This is a genomic window from Burkholderia sp. FW306-1C-G01B (assembly GCF_058781685.1).
The window spans coordinates 185,005-199,746 of sequence record NZ_JBYSWZ010000016.1; the positions used below are offsets into that span (position 1 = coordinate 185,005).

The 14,742-nt window shown below is 68.5% G+C and carries 17 protein-coding genes; 11 read left to right on the top strand and 6 right to left on the bottom strand.

Annotation, left to right across the window (positions count from 1 at the left end; genetic code table 11):
* Positions 1-238 precede the first annotated feature (238 nt).
* Entirely contained in the window at positions 239-529 is a 291-nt protein-coding gene (locus tag AC3WLY_RS28365) for a hypothetical protein (protein ID WP_175958666.1), read from the top strand.
* Between the two features lie 255 nt (positions 530-784).
* Here the strand turns inward: AC3WLY_RS28365 and AC3WLY_RS28370 are convergent, their stop codons facing one another.
* On the bottom strand, positions 785-2,311 hold the full coding sequence (locus AC3WLY_RS28370; RefSeq protein ID WP_492308481.1) for an AMP nucleosidase: 1,527 nt from the start codon (positions 2,309-2,311) through the stop codon (positions 785-787).
* A gap of 129 nt (positions 2,312-2,440) precedes the next feature.
* On the opposite strand from AC3WLY_RS28370, the gene AC3WLY_RS28375 reads away from it, so the two are divergent.
* The 5 genes from AC3WLY_RS28375 (at position 2,441) to AC3WLY_RS28395 (ending at position 5,977) form a co-directional block, all read left to right on the top strand.
* Positions 2,441-2,836: a hypothetical protein gene (locus AC3WLY_RS28375; protein WP_034185188.1), complete on the top strand. Its 396-nt coding sequence runs from the start codon at positions 2,441-2,443 to the stop codon at positions 2,834-2,836.
* 99 nt (positions 2,837-2,935) lie between these two features.
* Entirely contained in the window at positions 2,936-3,934 is a 999-nt protein-coding gene (locus tag AC3WLY_RS28380) for a homoserine kinase (protein WP_034185187.1), read from the top strand.
* A complete protein-coding gene (locus AC3WLY_RS28385) occupies positions 3,925-4,734 on the top strand; it encodes a BPSS1780 family membrane protein (protein ID WP_175958662.1) in 810 nt (269 codons plus the stop codon). Before AC3WLY_RS28380 ends, AC3WLY_RS28385 begins: the two co-directional genes overlap by 10 nt.
* A gap of 215 nt (positions 4,735-4,949) precedes the next feature.
* Entirely contained in the window at positions 4,950-5,402 is a 453-nt protein-coding gene (locus AC3WLY_RS28390; RefSeq protein WP_492308480.1) for a MarR family winged helix-turn-helix transcriptional regulator, read from the top strand.
* A gap of 155 nt (positions 5,403-5,557) precedes the next feature.
* Positions 5,558-5,977 (top strand): organic hydroperoxide resistance protein, encoded by a 420-nt coding sequence (locus tag AC3WLY_RS28395; RefSeq protein WP_492308479.1) that lies wholly within the window; start codon positions 5,558-5,560, stop codon positions 5,975-5,977.
* Positions 5,978-6,085: 108 nt separating this feature from the next.
* On the opposite strand, the gene AC3WLY_RS28400 is transcribed toward AC3WLY_RS28395, so the two are convergent.
* Complete coding sequence (locus AC3WLY_RS28400) at positions 6,086-6,262, bottom strand: DUF3563 family protein (protein ID WP_065502568.1); 177 nt, start codon at positions 6,260-6,262, stop codon at positions 6,086-6,088.
* 81 nt (positions 6,263-6,343) lie between these two features.
* Positions 6,344-7,453: an extracellular catalytic domain type 1 short-chain-length polyhydroxyalkanoate depolymerase gene (locus AC3WLY_RS28405; protein ID WP_492308478.1), complete on the bottom strand. Its 1,110-nt coding sequence runs from the start codon at positions 7,451-7,453 to the stop codon at positions 6,344-6,346.
* A gap of 259 nt (positions 7,454-7,712) precedes the next feature.
* Here AC3WLY_RS28405 and AC3WLY_RS28410 point away from each other — a divergent pair, with 259 nt between their 5' ends.
* From AC3WLY_RS28410 to AC3WLY_RS28425, 4 genes are all read left to right on the top strand, one after another.
* A complete protein-coding gene (locus AC3WLY_RS28410) occupies positions 7,713-8,411 on the top strand; it encodes a phosphatase PAP2 family protein (protein WP_347064979.1) in 699 nt (232 codons plus the stop codon).
* A gap of 136 nt (positions 8,412-8,547) precedes the next feature.
* Positions 8,548-9,345 (top strand): molybdate ABC transporter substrate-binding protein, encoded by a 798-nt coding sequence (gene modA / locus AC3WLY_RS28415; protein ID WP_175958657.1) that lies wholly within the window; start codon positions 8,548-8,550, stop codon positions 9,343-9,345.
* A gap of 10 nt (positions 9,346-9,355) precedes the next feature.
* The gene (gene modB / locus AC3WLY_RS28420; RefSeq protein ID WP_072439394.1) at positions 9,356-10,033 is read left to right on the top strand and encodes a molybdate ABC transporter permease subunit; all 678 of its coding nucleotides are present in this window, start codon (positions 9,356-9,358) and stop codon (positions 10,031-10,033) included.
* Positions 10,034-10,097: 64 nt separating this feature from the next.
* Positions 10,098-10,799: a sulfate/molybdate ABC transporter ATP-binding protein gene (locus AC3WLY_RS28425; RefSeq protein WP_175958656.1), complete on the top strand. Its 702-nt coding sequence runs from the start codon at positions 10,098-10,100 to the stop codon at positions 10,797-10,799.
* 180 nt (positions 10,800-10,979) lie between these two features.
* Here the strand turns inward: AC3WLY_RS28425 and AC3WLY_RS28430 are convergent, their stop codons facing one another.
* From AC3WLY_RS28430 to AC3WLY_RS28440, 3 genes are all read right to left on the bottom strand, one after another.
* Positions 10,980-11,816: a TOBE domain-containing protein gene (locus AC3WLY_RS28430; protein ID WP_492308477.1), complete on the bottom strand. Its 837-nt coding sequence runs from the start codon at positions 11,814-11,816 to the stop codon at positions 10,980-10,982.
* Positions 11,817-11,864: 48 nt separating this feature from the next.
* Positions 11,865-13,508 carry a CHAD domain-containing protein gene (locus tag AC3WLY_RS28435; protein WP_492332735.1) on the bottom strand — a complete coding sequence of 548 codons (1,644 nt, stop codon included), beginning with the start codon at positions 13,506-13,508 and terminating at the stop codon, positions 11,865-11,867.
* A 125-nt stretch (positions 13,509-13,633) separates the two neighbouring features.
* Entirely contained in the window at positions 13,634-14,017 is a 384-nt protein-coding gene (locus AC3WLY_RS28440; protein WP_047901420.1) for a tautomerase family protein, read from the bottom strand.
* A gap of 109 nt (positions 14,018-14,126) precedes the next feature.
* Here AC3WLY_RS28440 and AC3WLY_RS28445 point away from each other — a divergent pair.
* The coding region (locus AC3WLY_RS28445) for a LysR family transcriptional regulator (RefSeq protein WP_492332736.1) at positions 14,127-14,742 on the top strand (616 nt) is incomplete at its 3' end.

Here is a 14,742-nt window from a genome sequence, read left to right on the forward strand (position 1 = left end):
CGCTGCGCGATGCGGCGTGATCGCCCGCACCCGCGGCCCGCCATTGTCAAATGTGCGGCCCAATGCCCGCATCCCGCGCCTGCGAGCCGCCAACCCGCGGTAACAAACAGGCCTCGCCTTTTCCGTCGCGTGCCATCACACTGCATTGTGTCGGCGCGGCGTTCCCCCGGTGGAACGATCCCCCCTCGCTTCCATCGCGTCGCGCCGGCCACCTCACAACGACATCACGGAAAAGAACATGAAGCGCTCTCTGATCGCCCTCGCCTTCGCCGGCCTCGGCCTTTCGCTGTCCGGCCTCGCTCATGCCGTCAACGTCGACGTCAACATCGGCACGCCCGCACCGGTCGTCGTCGCGCCCGCGCCCGTCGTGGTCGCTCCGGCGCCCGCGGTCATCATCGGCTGGCACGGCGACCGCTACTGGGACGGCCGCCGTTACTGGGAACGCCGCGAGTGGGAACGTCATCATGGTTACGACGATCGTCGCGGCTACCACTGCCCGCCGGGACACGCGAAGAAGGGTGAGTGCTGAGCGACACCGCACGGCCGCTCGACACGCAAGGCCGCCCGCGCGCTTCTGCGCCGGGCGGCCTTGTCGTTTTCGGCGGCGCATTCCACGCGACCGCTGTCTTCCAACGGCAACGCGAACGGCAGCCCCGACCGTCGCGCATTCCGCCTGCCGGTAGATTCGCCGGTGCATCGGACGCTTGCGACAAAGGCAGATGTGCCCCGTCAGAAGGCGCGTCGCGCATGGTGATGCGCACCGCCGCCGGGGCCGGTGTTCACATCACTGAAACGCCACTTCCGCAAAGCTTCTCAGCTTGCGGCTATGCAACTTGTCGAGCCCGTTCGTGCGCAGGATCTCCATCGCCCTCACGCCGATCTGCAGATGCTGATCGACCTGCCCGCGATAGAACGTGTCGGCCATGCCCGGCAACTTCAGCTCGCCGTGCAGCGGCTTGTCCGATACGCACAGCAGCGTGCCGTACGGCACGCGGAAGCGGAAGCCGTTCGCGGCGATCGTCGCGCTTTCCATGTCGAGCGCGATCGCGCGGCTCTGCGACAGCCGCTGCACGGGCTCGCGATGGTCGCGCAGCTCCCAGTTGCGGTTGTCGACGCTCGCGACGGTGCCCGTGCGCATCACGCGCTTCAGTTCGACGCCCTCGAGCCGCGTGACGTCGGCCACCGCGCGCTCGAGCGCGAGCTGCACTTCGGCGAGCGCCGGGATCGGCACCCACAGCGGCAGGTCGGCGTCGAGCACGTGATCCTCGCGCACGTAACCGTGCGCGAGCACGTAGTCGCCGAGACGCTGCGTGTTGCGCAGCCCCGCGCAGTGACCGAGCATCACCCACGCGTGCGGACGCAGCACCGCGATGTGATCGGTGATCGTCTTCGCGTTCGACGGACCGACGCCGATGTTGACCATCGTGATCCCGCTGCCGTCCGCGCGCTTCAGGTGATACGCTGGCATCTGCGGCAGGCGCGGCGGCGCGGCGCCCTCGGCCGGCTCGCTGCCGAGGTTCGCGTTGTACGTGACGACATCGCCCGGCTCGACGAACGAGCCGTACTGGCTGCGGTACGCGCGCACCTCGGGATCGTCGCTCTCCGTCATCAGTTCGCGGCCGAGCTTCACGAACTCGTCGATATAGAACTGGTAGTTCGTGTAGAGCACGTAGTTCTGGAAATGCGTGGGCGACGTCGCCGTGTAGTGACGCAGCCGGTGCAGCGAGAAGTCGACACGCGCGGCCGTGAACAGCGCGAGCGGATGCGGTTCGCCCGGCGCCGGCTCGAACGTGCCGTTGACGATGCGGTCGTCGAGATACGACAGGTCGGGCGTGTCGAAGATGTCGCGCATCGCGAGCAGGCGGTCGCGGTCGAGCTCGCCTTCGAGATGGATGCCTTCCGGAAACGCGAAATGGACCGGAATCGGCTGCGACGACACGCCGATCTCGATCTTGACATGGTGGTTCTTCGACAACAGGCGCAGTTGCTCGCGATAGTAGTTCGCGAAGAGATCGGGGCGCGTGACCGTTGTCTCGAACACGCCGGGGCCGGCGACGAAACCGTACGAGCGGCGCGAATCGACGTGCGTGTTGACGTCGGTGCGGATCCGCACGAACGGGTAGCATGCGCGCACGTGCTCGGTAATCGGTTCGTGGCGGCGATAGCGCGCGAATGCGTCGCGCAGGAAGCCCGTATTCGTGTCGTAAATGGCGGACAGCCGCGCGACGGCGGCGATCGAATCGTCGAAAGCCTCGACCGGCGGGCTTTCGGGCGTCAGCACACGGTGCCGGCGGCTCAGGTCGTTCTTCATTTGTATCACCTCGTCTGATCCGACGACATTACCACGGAACCCGGTCACCCTCGTGGCCGCCCATACGCACGCCAGGGCCGGATGACGCGCAGTATTTGCTAAAATCAGTGAGTTCACTGGAGACTCATCATGAAGCCGCTCATTCTCGTCGCCGCTGCCGCCGCGTTTGCCGCCGCCAGCGTCGCTTACGCCGCCGGCGCCACGCCTGACGCCGACGCGCAGGCGCGGGCCGAGGCCAACGAAGCCGCCGGCCTGCCCGATCTCCGCAAGATCAACCGGCCTGGCGCCGAAGTCACGTCGAAAGTCGACTTCGCCGACATTCGACGCACGCCGAGCTTCCATGAAAAGAGCAAGAACGGCACCGAGGTCACCGAGTACCGCGACCGCGGCAAACCGGTCGAGATCGACGTGAAGTCGAACTTCGGCACGCGCTACCAGATGAGCTCGACGCCCGACACGTCGCCGAAGCCGCACGACGCGGGCATCCCGATCACGCGCCTGCCGTCGCTGAACCTGCGCTACTGATTCCGACGCGCCGCGTCGATCGCGGCGCGCCGCCTCCCTTCACCTGCTGTCGCGACGCATGCCGCCCGCGTGCCGACACCCTGACCTGACGCATCCCGCATGGCCGTTTTCACTGCTGTTTCCGACTCCGATCTCGCGCAATGGATGCGCCACTACGAACTGGGCGACGTGCTTGCGTTTCGCGGCATTCCGTCCGGTATCGAAAACAGCAATTTCTTCCTGACGACGACGCGCGGCGAATACGTCCTCACGATCTTCGAAAAGCTGACCGCACAACAGCTGCCGTTCTACCTCGACCTGATGCGCCACCTGGCCGGCCACGGCGTGCCGGTGCCGGATCCGATTCCGCGCGACGACGGCGCGCTGTTCGGCGAGCTGCACGGCAAGCCGGCCGCGATCGTCACGAAGCTCGACGGCGCGGCCGAACTCGCGCCGGGGGTCGAACACTGCATCGAGGTCGGGCAGATGCTCGCGCGCCTGCACCTCGCGGGGCGCGACTATCCGCGCAACCAGCCGAACCTGCGCAGCCTGCCGTGGTGGCAGGAGAACGTACCGGCGATCGTGCCGTTCATCACGGACGCGCAACGCACGCTGCTCGAAGGCGAGCTCGCGCACCAGGCCGCGTTCTTCGCGTCGGACGACTACGCGGCGCTGCCGGCCGGGCCGTGCCATTGCGACCTGTTCCGCGACAACGTGCTGTTCGCGCACGCGGCGCCCGGCACCGGCCACGACGTGCGGCTCGGCGGCTTCTTCGACTTCTATTTCGCCGGCTGCGACAAGTGGCTGTTCGACGTCGCGGTGACCGTCAACGACTGGTGCGTCGACCTCGCGACCGGCGTGCTCGACGTCGCGCGCGCCGATGCGCTGCTGCGCGCGTACCAGACCGTGCGACCGTTCACGGCCGAGGAACGCCGCCACTGGAGCGACATGCTGCGCGCGGGCGCGTACCGCTTCTGGGTGTCGCGCCTGTACGACTTCTACCTGCCGCGCGCGGCCGAGATGCTCAAGCCGCACGACCCCGGTCATTTCGAACGCATCCTGCGTGAGCGTATCGCGCATACGCCCGCGCTTCCCGAGATCCAAACCGCATGCAACTGATCGAAGTGCCCGCGAAAACGGGCTATGTCTGGTTCCGTCAAGGCGTCTGGCTGTTCCGCCGGAACCCGCTCGCGTTCATCACGCTGTTCTTCACGTACCTGCTGGCGATCACGCTGGTGTCGATGGTGCCCGTGATCGGCTCGGCGCTGCCGCTGGTGCTCATTCCCGGCATCGCGGTCGGCTTCATGGCCGCGTGCCGCGACACGGTGGCCGGCAAGCCGGTGATGCCGACGATCCTGATCGATGGCTTCCGCTCGTACGGCACCGTCACGACCCAGCGGCTGCTCGTGCTCGGCGTGATCTACGTCGCGTCGATGGTGCTGGTGTTCGCCGCTTCGTCGTTCGTGGACGGCGGCGCGCTGTTCCACGTGATGATGGGCGCGGCCGACGAAGCGAGCACGACGCCGGAAACGCTCGCCGCGCAAGGCACGTTCGGCGCGCTGATGTTCGCGACGCTGCTGTATCTGCCGATCGCGATGCTGTTCTGGTTCGCGCCGGTGCTCGTCGCATGGCATGACGTCCCGCCCGCGAAGGCGCTGTTCTTCAGCATCGTCAGCTGCTGGCGCAATCGCGGCGCGTTCGTCGTGTACGGCGTGCTGTGGTTCGGCGTCGCGCTCGGCACGTCGCTCGCGCTGTCGCTGCTGCTGCAGGCGCTCGGCGCCGGCGCCTATGCGCTGACGATCATGATGCCTGTGACGATCATCATCGTCACGATGCTGTACTGCTCGTTCTACGCAACCTATCGCGGCTGCTTCGGCGTGCAGGAGCCGGGCGCGCCGACGACCACGTCGGGCCGCTGAAGCCCGCCCCGGCCGGCGCGCGTCGCCGGCCGTCACGCTGTTCTCCGCGCCGGGTTGCGTCCCGGCGCCCCTTCCTGTCTTGCGCCGCTCCGCGCATCCTCGCCCGCCGCCCTTGGCCGGGCGCTCCTAGCCGGGCGCCCCTGTTCAATCCGATCTTTTGCGCGCAAAATAATTTGCGTACAAATTGTTCGCGCGTCCACCGCGCCTCCCGAATCATGGACCGCCCACCCCCGCTGCCCCAGACGCTCGACGAGCAACTATGCTTTGCGCTCTACTCGACTTCGCACGCGATGACGAAAGCGTACAAGCCGCTGCTCGACAAGCTGTCGCTGACCTATCCCCAATATCTCGCGATGCTCGTGCTGTGGGAGCGCGACGACATCGCGGTGAAGGACATCGCCGCGCGGCTCGACCTCGACCCGGCCACGGTCACGCCGCTGCTCAAGCGGCTGGAAGCGCTCGGCTACGTCGAGCGCGTGCGCAGCGCGACCGACGAACGCGTCGTGAACGTGCGCGTGACGCCGGAAGGCCGGACGCTGAAGAACCGCGCACGCTCCGTGCCCGCCGATCTCTTCTGCGCGATGCAGCAAACGCCCGAGTTCCTGATCAGGCTGCGCGCCGATCTCCAGCAGTTGCGCGACGCGCTGTCGGCCGCCAACGAACGCTGACGAACCGAGCGTCGGCCGACCGGCCCGGCACCGCCGGGTTTTTTTCAAAATTTCATTTGCACACTAATGATTTGTGTTCTATATTTTCTCCGTGGCCGGCGACGTTCCATTCGACCGGGCCGCCTTTCTCCCCTTTTCCCGACAGGAGCTGCACGATGAACATTCTGTACAAGACGAGCGCCACGAGCACGGGCGGCCGCGACGGCCGCGCGGTATCCGCCGACAACAAGCTGGACGTGAAGCTGGCCGCGCCGCGCGAACTCGGCGGCACGGGCGCGGAAGGCACGAATCCGGAGCAGCTGTTTGCCGCAGGTTACTCGGCGTGCTTCCTGAGCGCGATGAAATTCGTCGCCGGCCAGAACAAGCAGGCGCTGCCGGCCGATACGCAGGTCACTGCGGAAGTAGGCATCGGCCCGAACGACGCAGGCGGCTTCGGGCTCGACATCGAGCTGCGCGTGTCGCTGCCGGGGCTCGACAAGGCCGACGCGCAGGCGCTGGTCGACAAGGCGCACCACGTGTGCCCGTATTCGAACGCAACGCGCAACAACGTGCCGGTGCGCCTGACGGTCGTCTGACGCGACGCAGGACGACGAATGCAAAAAGGGCGCATGCGGCATCAAGCCGCATGCGCCCTTTTGCGTGACTCGCCGGAACGGCGGGCCGGCCGGCCCGCCTTGCGCTGCTTAGCGCGCGCCGAACGAATACGGGCGGTTCATCGACGCTTCGCGATCGATCTTGCGCATACGGAATTCGAGATCGTAGATGTCGGTTGCTTCGGACAGGTACGCCTCGGCGCGCTCTTTACGGGCCGTTTCAGCGTTCTTGGTCAGCATCAGGAAGAGGTGGCTCAGCAGGTACATGTTCGATCTCGCAATCCAAAGGGTCTTTGACTAGGGTTTTCCCGAATTATAGGGAAAACCCTAGTCTTTGGCCAGCGTCGATCAGACGATGCGTCGTTCCGTCGCCACAGTGCGCCGATATGCTTCGAAAAAGGCCCAGATCATCGCGCTCGCATCGGGGCCGACGGCCGCATGAAACGGCACGGCTTCGTCGCCGCCGGCCCACGCGTGATCGAGCCCTTTCACATGGCAGAGACGCACGACCGGTTCGCCGTCGCGGCAGACATCGGTGATCTGTGCGCCCGCGCCGCGCGTCTCGACACGTTCGCCGCCGCGCAGCGCGCCGCGGCTGTCGGCGAGCCCGTTCAGCCGCATGAACTGCACCGTCAGCTGGTCGGCGTTCTTCGGCGCGACGACGTGGTCGCCGTCGCCCTGGACGATCAGCGCCGGCATGCCTGGATACCCGCTGGCGTCGACCAGCGCATCGACGGCTGCGGCCGGGTTCTGGCGCACGCCGCGCCGCATCACGTCCATCGCGGTGATGCCGGAGTTCGCCTCGCCGAGCGCGGGGCCCGAGTGCAGCGCGACCGCAGCGAAGCGGTCCGGATGGTGCAGCGCAAGAAGCGACGCGAGGCCCGCACCGGCCGACAGCCCCGCGACATAGACGCGCGACGCGTCGAAACCCCGTTCGTCGACGAGCGCGTCGACCAGCGACGCAACCGCGTTCGCCTCGCCGCGTCCCGCGCGGTCGGTGTCTTCATACCAGTGCCAGCAGCCGTGCGCGTGCGCGCGCAGCGACTGTTCCGGATACAGCACCGCGAAACCGTGCTTGTCGGCCAGCAGGTTCATCCGCGTGCCCTGCACGAATTCGTCGACGGACTGCTGGCAGCCGTGCAGCATCACGACAAGCGGCATCGCGCCGCGCCGGCGGCCGGGCGGCACGTAGAGGCCGTACGCGAGATTCTGGACGAGACGCCCGAGCGCGGGCGCCATCGGATGTTCGCCGCGCGTCCACTCGCCCGCCGCCCACGCGGCCGCGCGCGGCCGCACGCGCGATTCGCGCGGCGGGGACAGATCGGATACGGCGGGGGAGGCGGCGGCCTCGAGTGCGTCGCGTGTGATGCGTTGCGCATCGCGCGCCGCGCGTTTGGCGACCGGAGACAGCATGCGTTTCATGCCGCCCAGCCACACCTTGGTCAGACTTTTGGTCATCGATCGGGCTCGCAGTCAGGAAAAATAGGGGCGCAACGAGGGCGCCGCAACGGATGCATCGTTCGACTTTGTGCAATGCACCATAACATTGTTTCCGGGATTTTTCCTGCGCGCGGTGAGTTCCCGACGGCGCAAAAAACGGGGCTCGTGCGCACGCGGCGCTATACTGGGGATTCGCCGCTTGTATCCGTTGTAGTCGTTCTTCCCGGCTCGCGCGTTGATTTAAGCATCCTCCCCGCCTTCGTTCGTCCCCTTCCCGATGTTCGACCTGCCGTCTCACCTGTGGATCATGATCACCGCGTTCGGCGGCGCCGGCCTGACCTTGCCGCTCGCGATCACGATCGCCGTCTGGCTCGCGCTCGGCTACTCGTGGCAGCGTGCGGCCGCGTGGCTCGGCGTGCTCGCAGCCGCGATCGGCGTGGTCGCGCTCACGAAGATCGCGTTCCTCGGCTGGGGCATCGGCATCCGTGCGTGGGATTTCACGGGCTTCAGCGGCCACGCGATGCTGTCGACGTCGGTCTATCCGGTCGCGATCTTCCTGATGTTGATTCGCATGCGCACGCCGGCGCGGATCGCCGGCATCGCGCTCGGGCTCGCGGCCGGCATCGCGGTTGGCGTGTCGCGCGTCGCGCTCGACGCGCATTCGCCGTCCGAATCGATCACCGGCTGCATCGTCGGCGCGATCGCTGCGCTCGCGTTCATCGCCGGCTCGTGGCGCGCGGTGCCGCACCGCTGGTCGGCCCCCGCGGTCATCGTGAGCCTCGCACTCGTCACCGTCGCGCTGCACGGCATCACGGTGCCGTCGCATCGCTGGGTCACGAAGGTCGCGCTGCAACTGTCGGGCCACGAGCGCCCGTTCGTCCGCGCGCGCTGGAAGGCCAACCCGAACTACCGCCCTGCGTCGCAGCCGTCGTCGCTGCAGCGCACCGAATCGTCGACGCACACGCTGCACGCGTGACGGGGCGTCCTGCCGTCACGCCCGCCGTTCTTCAGGTCTGACCATTTCATGCGCACCGTCGCATGAGCGGTATGCCAAGCGTTATAACCCACCCTATATTACGATTACGGTTTCCACCCATTCCAACGAATCCGCCATGCGCTCAATCGTCCGTCCGCTTCGCCGCACCCTGCTCCGCCTGCTGCCGATCGCCGCGCTTGCCGCCGCCGGTGTCGCGTTCAGCGCGCCCGCTTCCGCCGACGAACTGGTCGTGTCGGCGGCCGCCAGCCTGACGAACGCGTTCAAGGCCGTCGGCGACGCGTACCAGAAACAGCATCCCGATACCAAGGTGCTGTTCAACTTCGGCGCGTCGGACGTGCTGATGCAGCAGATCGCCAAGGGCGCGCCGGCCGACGTGTTCGCGTCGGCCGACCAGAAGGCGATGGATCGAGCGGCCGACGAAAAGGTGATCGTGCCCGGCACGCGCCGCGATTTCGCGGCGAACTCGCTCGTGCTGATCGTGCCGGCGGACAGCCACGCGGCCGCGCCGACGTCGCTGAACGACCTGACGGCGCCCGGCGTGAAGCGCATCGCGTACGGCGACCCGGCATCGGTGCCGGTCGGCCGCTACACCGAAGGCGCGCTGCGTGCGGCCGGCGTGTGGGATGCCGTCAGCGCGAAGGGCGTGCTGGCCGCCAACGTGCGCCAGAGCCTCGACTACGTCGCGCGCGGCGAGGTCGACGCGGGCTTCGTGTTCGGCACCGACGCCGCGATCATGCCCGGCCGCGTGAAGGTGGCGCTGACGGTGCCGACGAAGACGGCCATCACCTATCCGATCGCCGTGGTCAAGGACAGCCGCCACGCCGCGCAGGCGCAGTCGTTCGTCGACTTCGTCTCGTCGCCGCAGGGCCAGGCCGTGCTGTCGACGTTCGGCTTCAAGCCCGCGGGCAAGTGAGCGTATCGCGATGCAAGACGCCTGGGTACCGCTGCTGCTGTCGCTGAAGGTCGCCGGCTGGGCGACCGCGCTCGACATCGTGCTCGGCGTCGCGGCCGCGTTCGTGCTCGCGCGCTGGCGCTCGCCGCTGCGCGACGTCGTCGATTCGCTGCTGACGCTGCCGCTCGTGCTGCCGCCGACGGTGCTCGGCTATTACCTGCTCGTGCTGCTCGGCCGGCGCGGCGTGTTCGGCGCATGGCTCGACAAGCTCGGCATCGAGCTCGTCTTCACGTGGCAAGGCGCGGTGATCGCATCGATGGTCGTCGCGTTTCCGCTGATCCTGAAGTCGGCGCGTGCCGCGTTCGAGGGCGTCGATCCGCATCTCGAGCGCGCCGCGCGCACGCTCGGGCTCGGCGAAGCCGCGGTGTTCTTCCGCGTGACGCTGCCGCTCGCCACGCGCGGGATCCTCGCAGGTGCGCTGCTCGCGTTCGCGCGTGCGCTCGGCGAGTTCGGCGCGACGCTGATGATCGCGGGCAACCTGCCCGGCCGTACGCAGACGCTGTCGGTTGCGATCTATGCGGCCGTGCAGGCCGGCGACGACAACACGGCCAACTTCCTCGTGCTGGTGACGTCGATCACCTGCGTGCTCGTGCTGCTCGCGACCGGCTGGCTCGTGCCGTCGCGCGCCCGGCGGAGCCAGTTGACATGAAGCGCCTGCCTCGTCCGTATCGCCTGTCTCGTGCGGCGGCCGGCTTGCTTCGGCGGAGGCCCGCATGAGCCTCGTCGTCGATATCCGCAAGACCTACGCGAACGCCGAGCGCCGTTTCACGCTCGACGTGTCGTTCACGGCGGCGACGCAGCGCGTCGTGCTGTTCGGGCCGTCCGGCGCGGGCAAGAGCATGACGCTGCAGGCAATCGCCGGCCTGCTGTCGCCCGACGCAGGCACGATCACGCTGAACGGCGAGCCGCTGTTCGACGCCGCGCGCCGCATCGACGTGCCGACCCGGGAACGGCGCGTCGCGTACCTGTTCCAGGACTACGCGCTGTTTCCGCATCTGAACGTGCGCCAGAACATCGCGTTCGGGCTGACGTCGGGCCTGCGCAACCCGCGCGCGAAGACGGTGCCGCCCGAAGTCGCGTATTGGCTGCACGCGTTCGACCTCGACGCGCTCGCGGGGCAGTATCCGTCGCAACTGTCGGGCGGGCAGAAGCAGCGCGTCGCGCTTGCGCGCGCACTGGTCGCGCAACCGCGGATCCTGCTGCTCGACGAACCGTTCGCGGCACTGGACGCCGCGATGCGCCAGCGCATGCGCCACGAGCTCGCCGAACTGCAGGCGCGGCTCGACATCCCGATGGTGCTGATCTCGCACGACCCCGACGACGTCGCCGCGTTCGGCGACCAGGTCGTGCAATTGAGCGAAGGACGCGTGCAGGCGGCACCGCCGCACGCCGAGTGGCCGACGCGCGTCGCGTGAGCGCGCGAGGCCGGGGCCGTGGCGCTGGCAGCCACGCTGGAGCCTGAGAGAAGCCGCACGCGGCGGCATAAGCTGAAAACGGAAACGAAGCCGGCGCCATGCAGACGACGTCCGGCGCCGGCTTCGCCCCCGTCCGTCACACGATCGCCGCAGCACGCACGCGCTACCGTGCCTGCACCGTCAGCCCGTCACCGCGAGAATCACGCTCGATGCCTTGAACAGCGCGATCGCCGGCCGACCGGCGTCGAGCTGCAGCGCATCGACGCTTTCGTTGGTGACGACGGCCGTCAGCGTCCCGCCGCCGTCGAGCGCCAGCGTCACTTCGCTGTTCACCGCGCCCGCCGCGACGGATTCGACGCTGCCGCGCAGCCGGTTCCGCGCGGACACCTTCAGCTCGGGCCCGCCATCGTCGACCGCCAGCACGACCCACGACGCCTTCACCAGCGCGCAGGCGTCCGCACCTTCCCGCAGGCCGAGCGCATCGACGCTTTCGTGCGTCAGCACGGCGACGATCGGCTGCCCGCCTGACAGCGTGAGCGTCACTTCGTCGTTGACCGTGCCGCGCACGATCGACGCGACCTTGCCGAACAACTGGTTGCGCGCGCTGGTCTTCATGCCGATCCGGCCGATCAGCGCCCAGTCGACGTCGAACCCGGCAACGGCCGCGCTCGCGGCGTCGATGAAACGGCGATGCTCGCGCTCGATCGTGCGGAACGCGGCGATCAGCGACGTCGCGCGCGGCGTCAGCGTCGTGCCGCCGCCGCCCTTGCCGCCCGTCGAACGCGCGACGAGCGGTTCGCCGGCGAGATTGTTCATCGTGTCGACCGCATCCCATGCGGCCTTGTAGCTGAGGCCGACGGCCTTCGCCGCGCGCGTGATCGAACCGGTGTCGCCGATCGCCGCGAGCAGCGCGATGCGCGTGGCGCCGCCGAGCGTCTGCTCGCCCGCGCGCAGCCACAGCTCGCCGCCCAGTTCGAGCGGCTCGGAAGACGGGGAAGAATGCGGTGCGTCGGTCATCGGTATGAATGCGGGAAACGGGCGGCCATTATATTCAGCGCGCGCCGCTCAGCCCGGCTTGCCGTCGAGCTTCGGCGGGCGCAGGCTGGCCAGCAGCGTCTCGGCGTCGCGCGCCGCGCGCTGTTCGAGCGCCGCGCCGTAGCCGCGCACGAAACCGAGCTGGTACGGCGGCGCCGTCAGTTGCTCGAGATGTTGCAGCGCGACCATCGTGTCGTTCGATTCGCCGAGCACGCTCTGCACGCGCGCGAGCGTCTTGACCGTCTCGTTGCGCGTGCGGCGCGATGCCAGCGACGCGAAGAATTCGAGCGCATAGCGCAGCCGCTTCGCGTCGATCCGCACCCGGTGGCGCGCAGCCGTATCGAGCGACGTGAGCGACGGCGATGCGTAAAGATGGCCGAACAGCCGCCGCACGCGCTTCGTCGCGTGACGCCGCAGCGACGGCGCGTCGCCGCCTTCGGCAGGCGGCAGCGCGAGCGTGCTCAGCCATTCGAGCCAGCCGAGCGTCAGCCGCGCATAGCGGGCCGAATGCAGCGCCTGCCGCAGTTCGACGCGCGCGGCCATGGACTGCGCACGCGCGGCGTCGAGCGTGCCGTTCCAGTCGGTGCCGCCGCCGTCGGCCGCGATCAGCGCGGGCAGGGTTTCGGTCGAGAACACGTCCCAATCGCGCACCGTGCCGAGCAGTGCGGCGAGCCAACGCAGGTCGACGCCGAACGCGTCCTTCCATTGGCGGTCGGCAAAGAGCGGAAAGAAGCGCATCAGCGTGCGCAGGCGGCGCAGCGCGACGCGCATCTGATGCACGAATTCGGGATCGTCGCGATCGAGCACGCCGCCCTCGTTGCCAAGCCATTGTGCGGCGATGTCGCCGGACAGCGCGAACAGCGCGGCACGCTGCGTGCGGATGCCGGTCAGGTCGACGAGCCGCGCCTTGACCGGCCCGGCGGCGGCCGGCTCGCCCGCACAGGCGCGGTCGATCACGCTCGTCAGTTGCACGAATGCGGGCCACGCGCCGCTCAGTTCGCGCGCCGCGGCAAACAGCGCGTGCAGCGCGGCCGCGCGCGCGGCGAAGGTTTCCCAGTCGGGCGCGGCGAGACGCAGTTCGACGTAGCGGCGCGGCGGCTCGCCACCGCCGTGCAGCGTGACGTCATCGAGCGTCATCTCGACCACGACGCCGCTGTCGTCGGCCCACCGCCCGCGCCGCCGGTCGCTGACGAGGCGCAGCGCCGGCGATTCGGGCGGCGCGCCGGCGGCCGGGCGCTCGGTTGCGTCCGGCGCGACGCCGTCGACTTCGTCGACGTCGCCCGTTGGCGCATCGGCATCAACCGCGGCGCCTGTTGCGGGCACGGGCAGCGGCATCGCGACGACGATGCCCGCGTGATCCGCGTCGAACAATTCGCGCTGCGTGACGCCGGGCGCGAACGCTTTCGTGCGGGACGCGACGACTCGCCTGCCATGCGCGTTCGACTCGACCCAGGTCCACCAGCTCGCGCCGGGGCTCGGCTCGGCCTCCTCGACCTGGCACGGCTCGATCGTCACGCGCTCATGGCCGCGCCGCATCCGGACCTGCGGGCAGATCCGCCATGCGCGCACGAGCTCGGCGCCGAAATCGCGCTGCGTGCCGCGAGCGCGACTCCCAGCCTTGACCGGCCAGCCTTCCAGCGACAACGACAACACGATTTCCAGCACACGCGACATGGAAGCTCCTGCACATGAAGATCGCCGGCGCATCGTCCGCGCCGGCGTCGTCCGTGAAGCAACTTCCATAGTACACGCCGTCAAAACGCGCAGGCGACGATCCGGCCCTGTCGCGCTGTCGCGCATCAAACGGCGTATTGCGCGATGCCGTTGCCGAACGACCAGTCCTCCTTCAGCACCTCGACAAGACTGATGAATACGTCCTGCTGCCGCACGCCGGGCTGCTGCGCGAGGTTCTCCGCGATCGTCCGGTACAGCGCCCGCTTCTGCTCGAGCGTGCGCGTGTTGTTCGCGGTGATCTGGATCATCACGAGATCGTCGCTGCGTTCGATGTCGAGGTAATGGCGGCCGAACACGAAATTCTCGGCCGCATGCTCGGTGACGACCATGAAGATGTCGTCCTCGGGCACGTTGAACGTGTGCATCAGCGCGCGATGCACGCCGTCGACGAGCGCCGCGCGGTATGCGGCCGGTTTGCCTTCGCGCACTGCGATACGGGTGAATGGCATGGTCCTGCTCCTGTCGGTGACGTTGAAGAACGGAAACGCGGCATCAGGTTAGCCCCGCCGAACTATAATGAACAGTCATCAATGAATATTTCATTCATTTTCATTTGAAATGAAAGTACTCGACCTCGATGCCGTGCGCGCGTTCGTGCTGGTCGCCGATCTCGCCAGCTTCACGCGCGCCGCCGACGCGCTCGGCACCACGCAATCGGCCGTCAGCCTGAAGCTGAAGCGGCTGGAGGCGCACCTCGGCAAGCCGCTGCTCGCGCGCACGCCGCGCGTGGTCAAGCTGGCCGCCGACGGCGAAAACTTCCTGCCGGCCGCCCGTGCGCTGCTCGACGCGCACGACCACGCGCTCGGTGCGATCTCGGCCGGCACGCACCGCCTGTCGCTCGGCGTCAGCGAGCACGTCGCGGTGCCCGACCTGCCGGCCGTGCTCACGAGCCTGCATCGGCAGGATCCGGGGCTGTCGCTGGAAATGCATCTCGGGATGTCGGCGGGCCTGCTCGCGCAATACGACGAACGCCGGCTCGACGCGGCGATCGTGCGGCACGAGCCCGGCGAAGACCCGCCGCGCGACGACGGCACGCTGCTGTTTGCCGAACCGCTGGCCTGGCTCGCCGCGCCGGACTGGACGCCGCGCGCGGGCGAGCCGCTGCCGCTCGCGGTGCTGGCCGGCCCGTGCGGCGTGCGGGCCGCCGCGCTGCGCGCGCTCGACCATGCGGGGC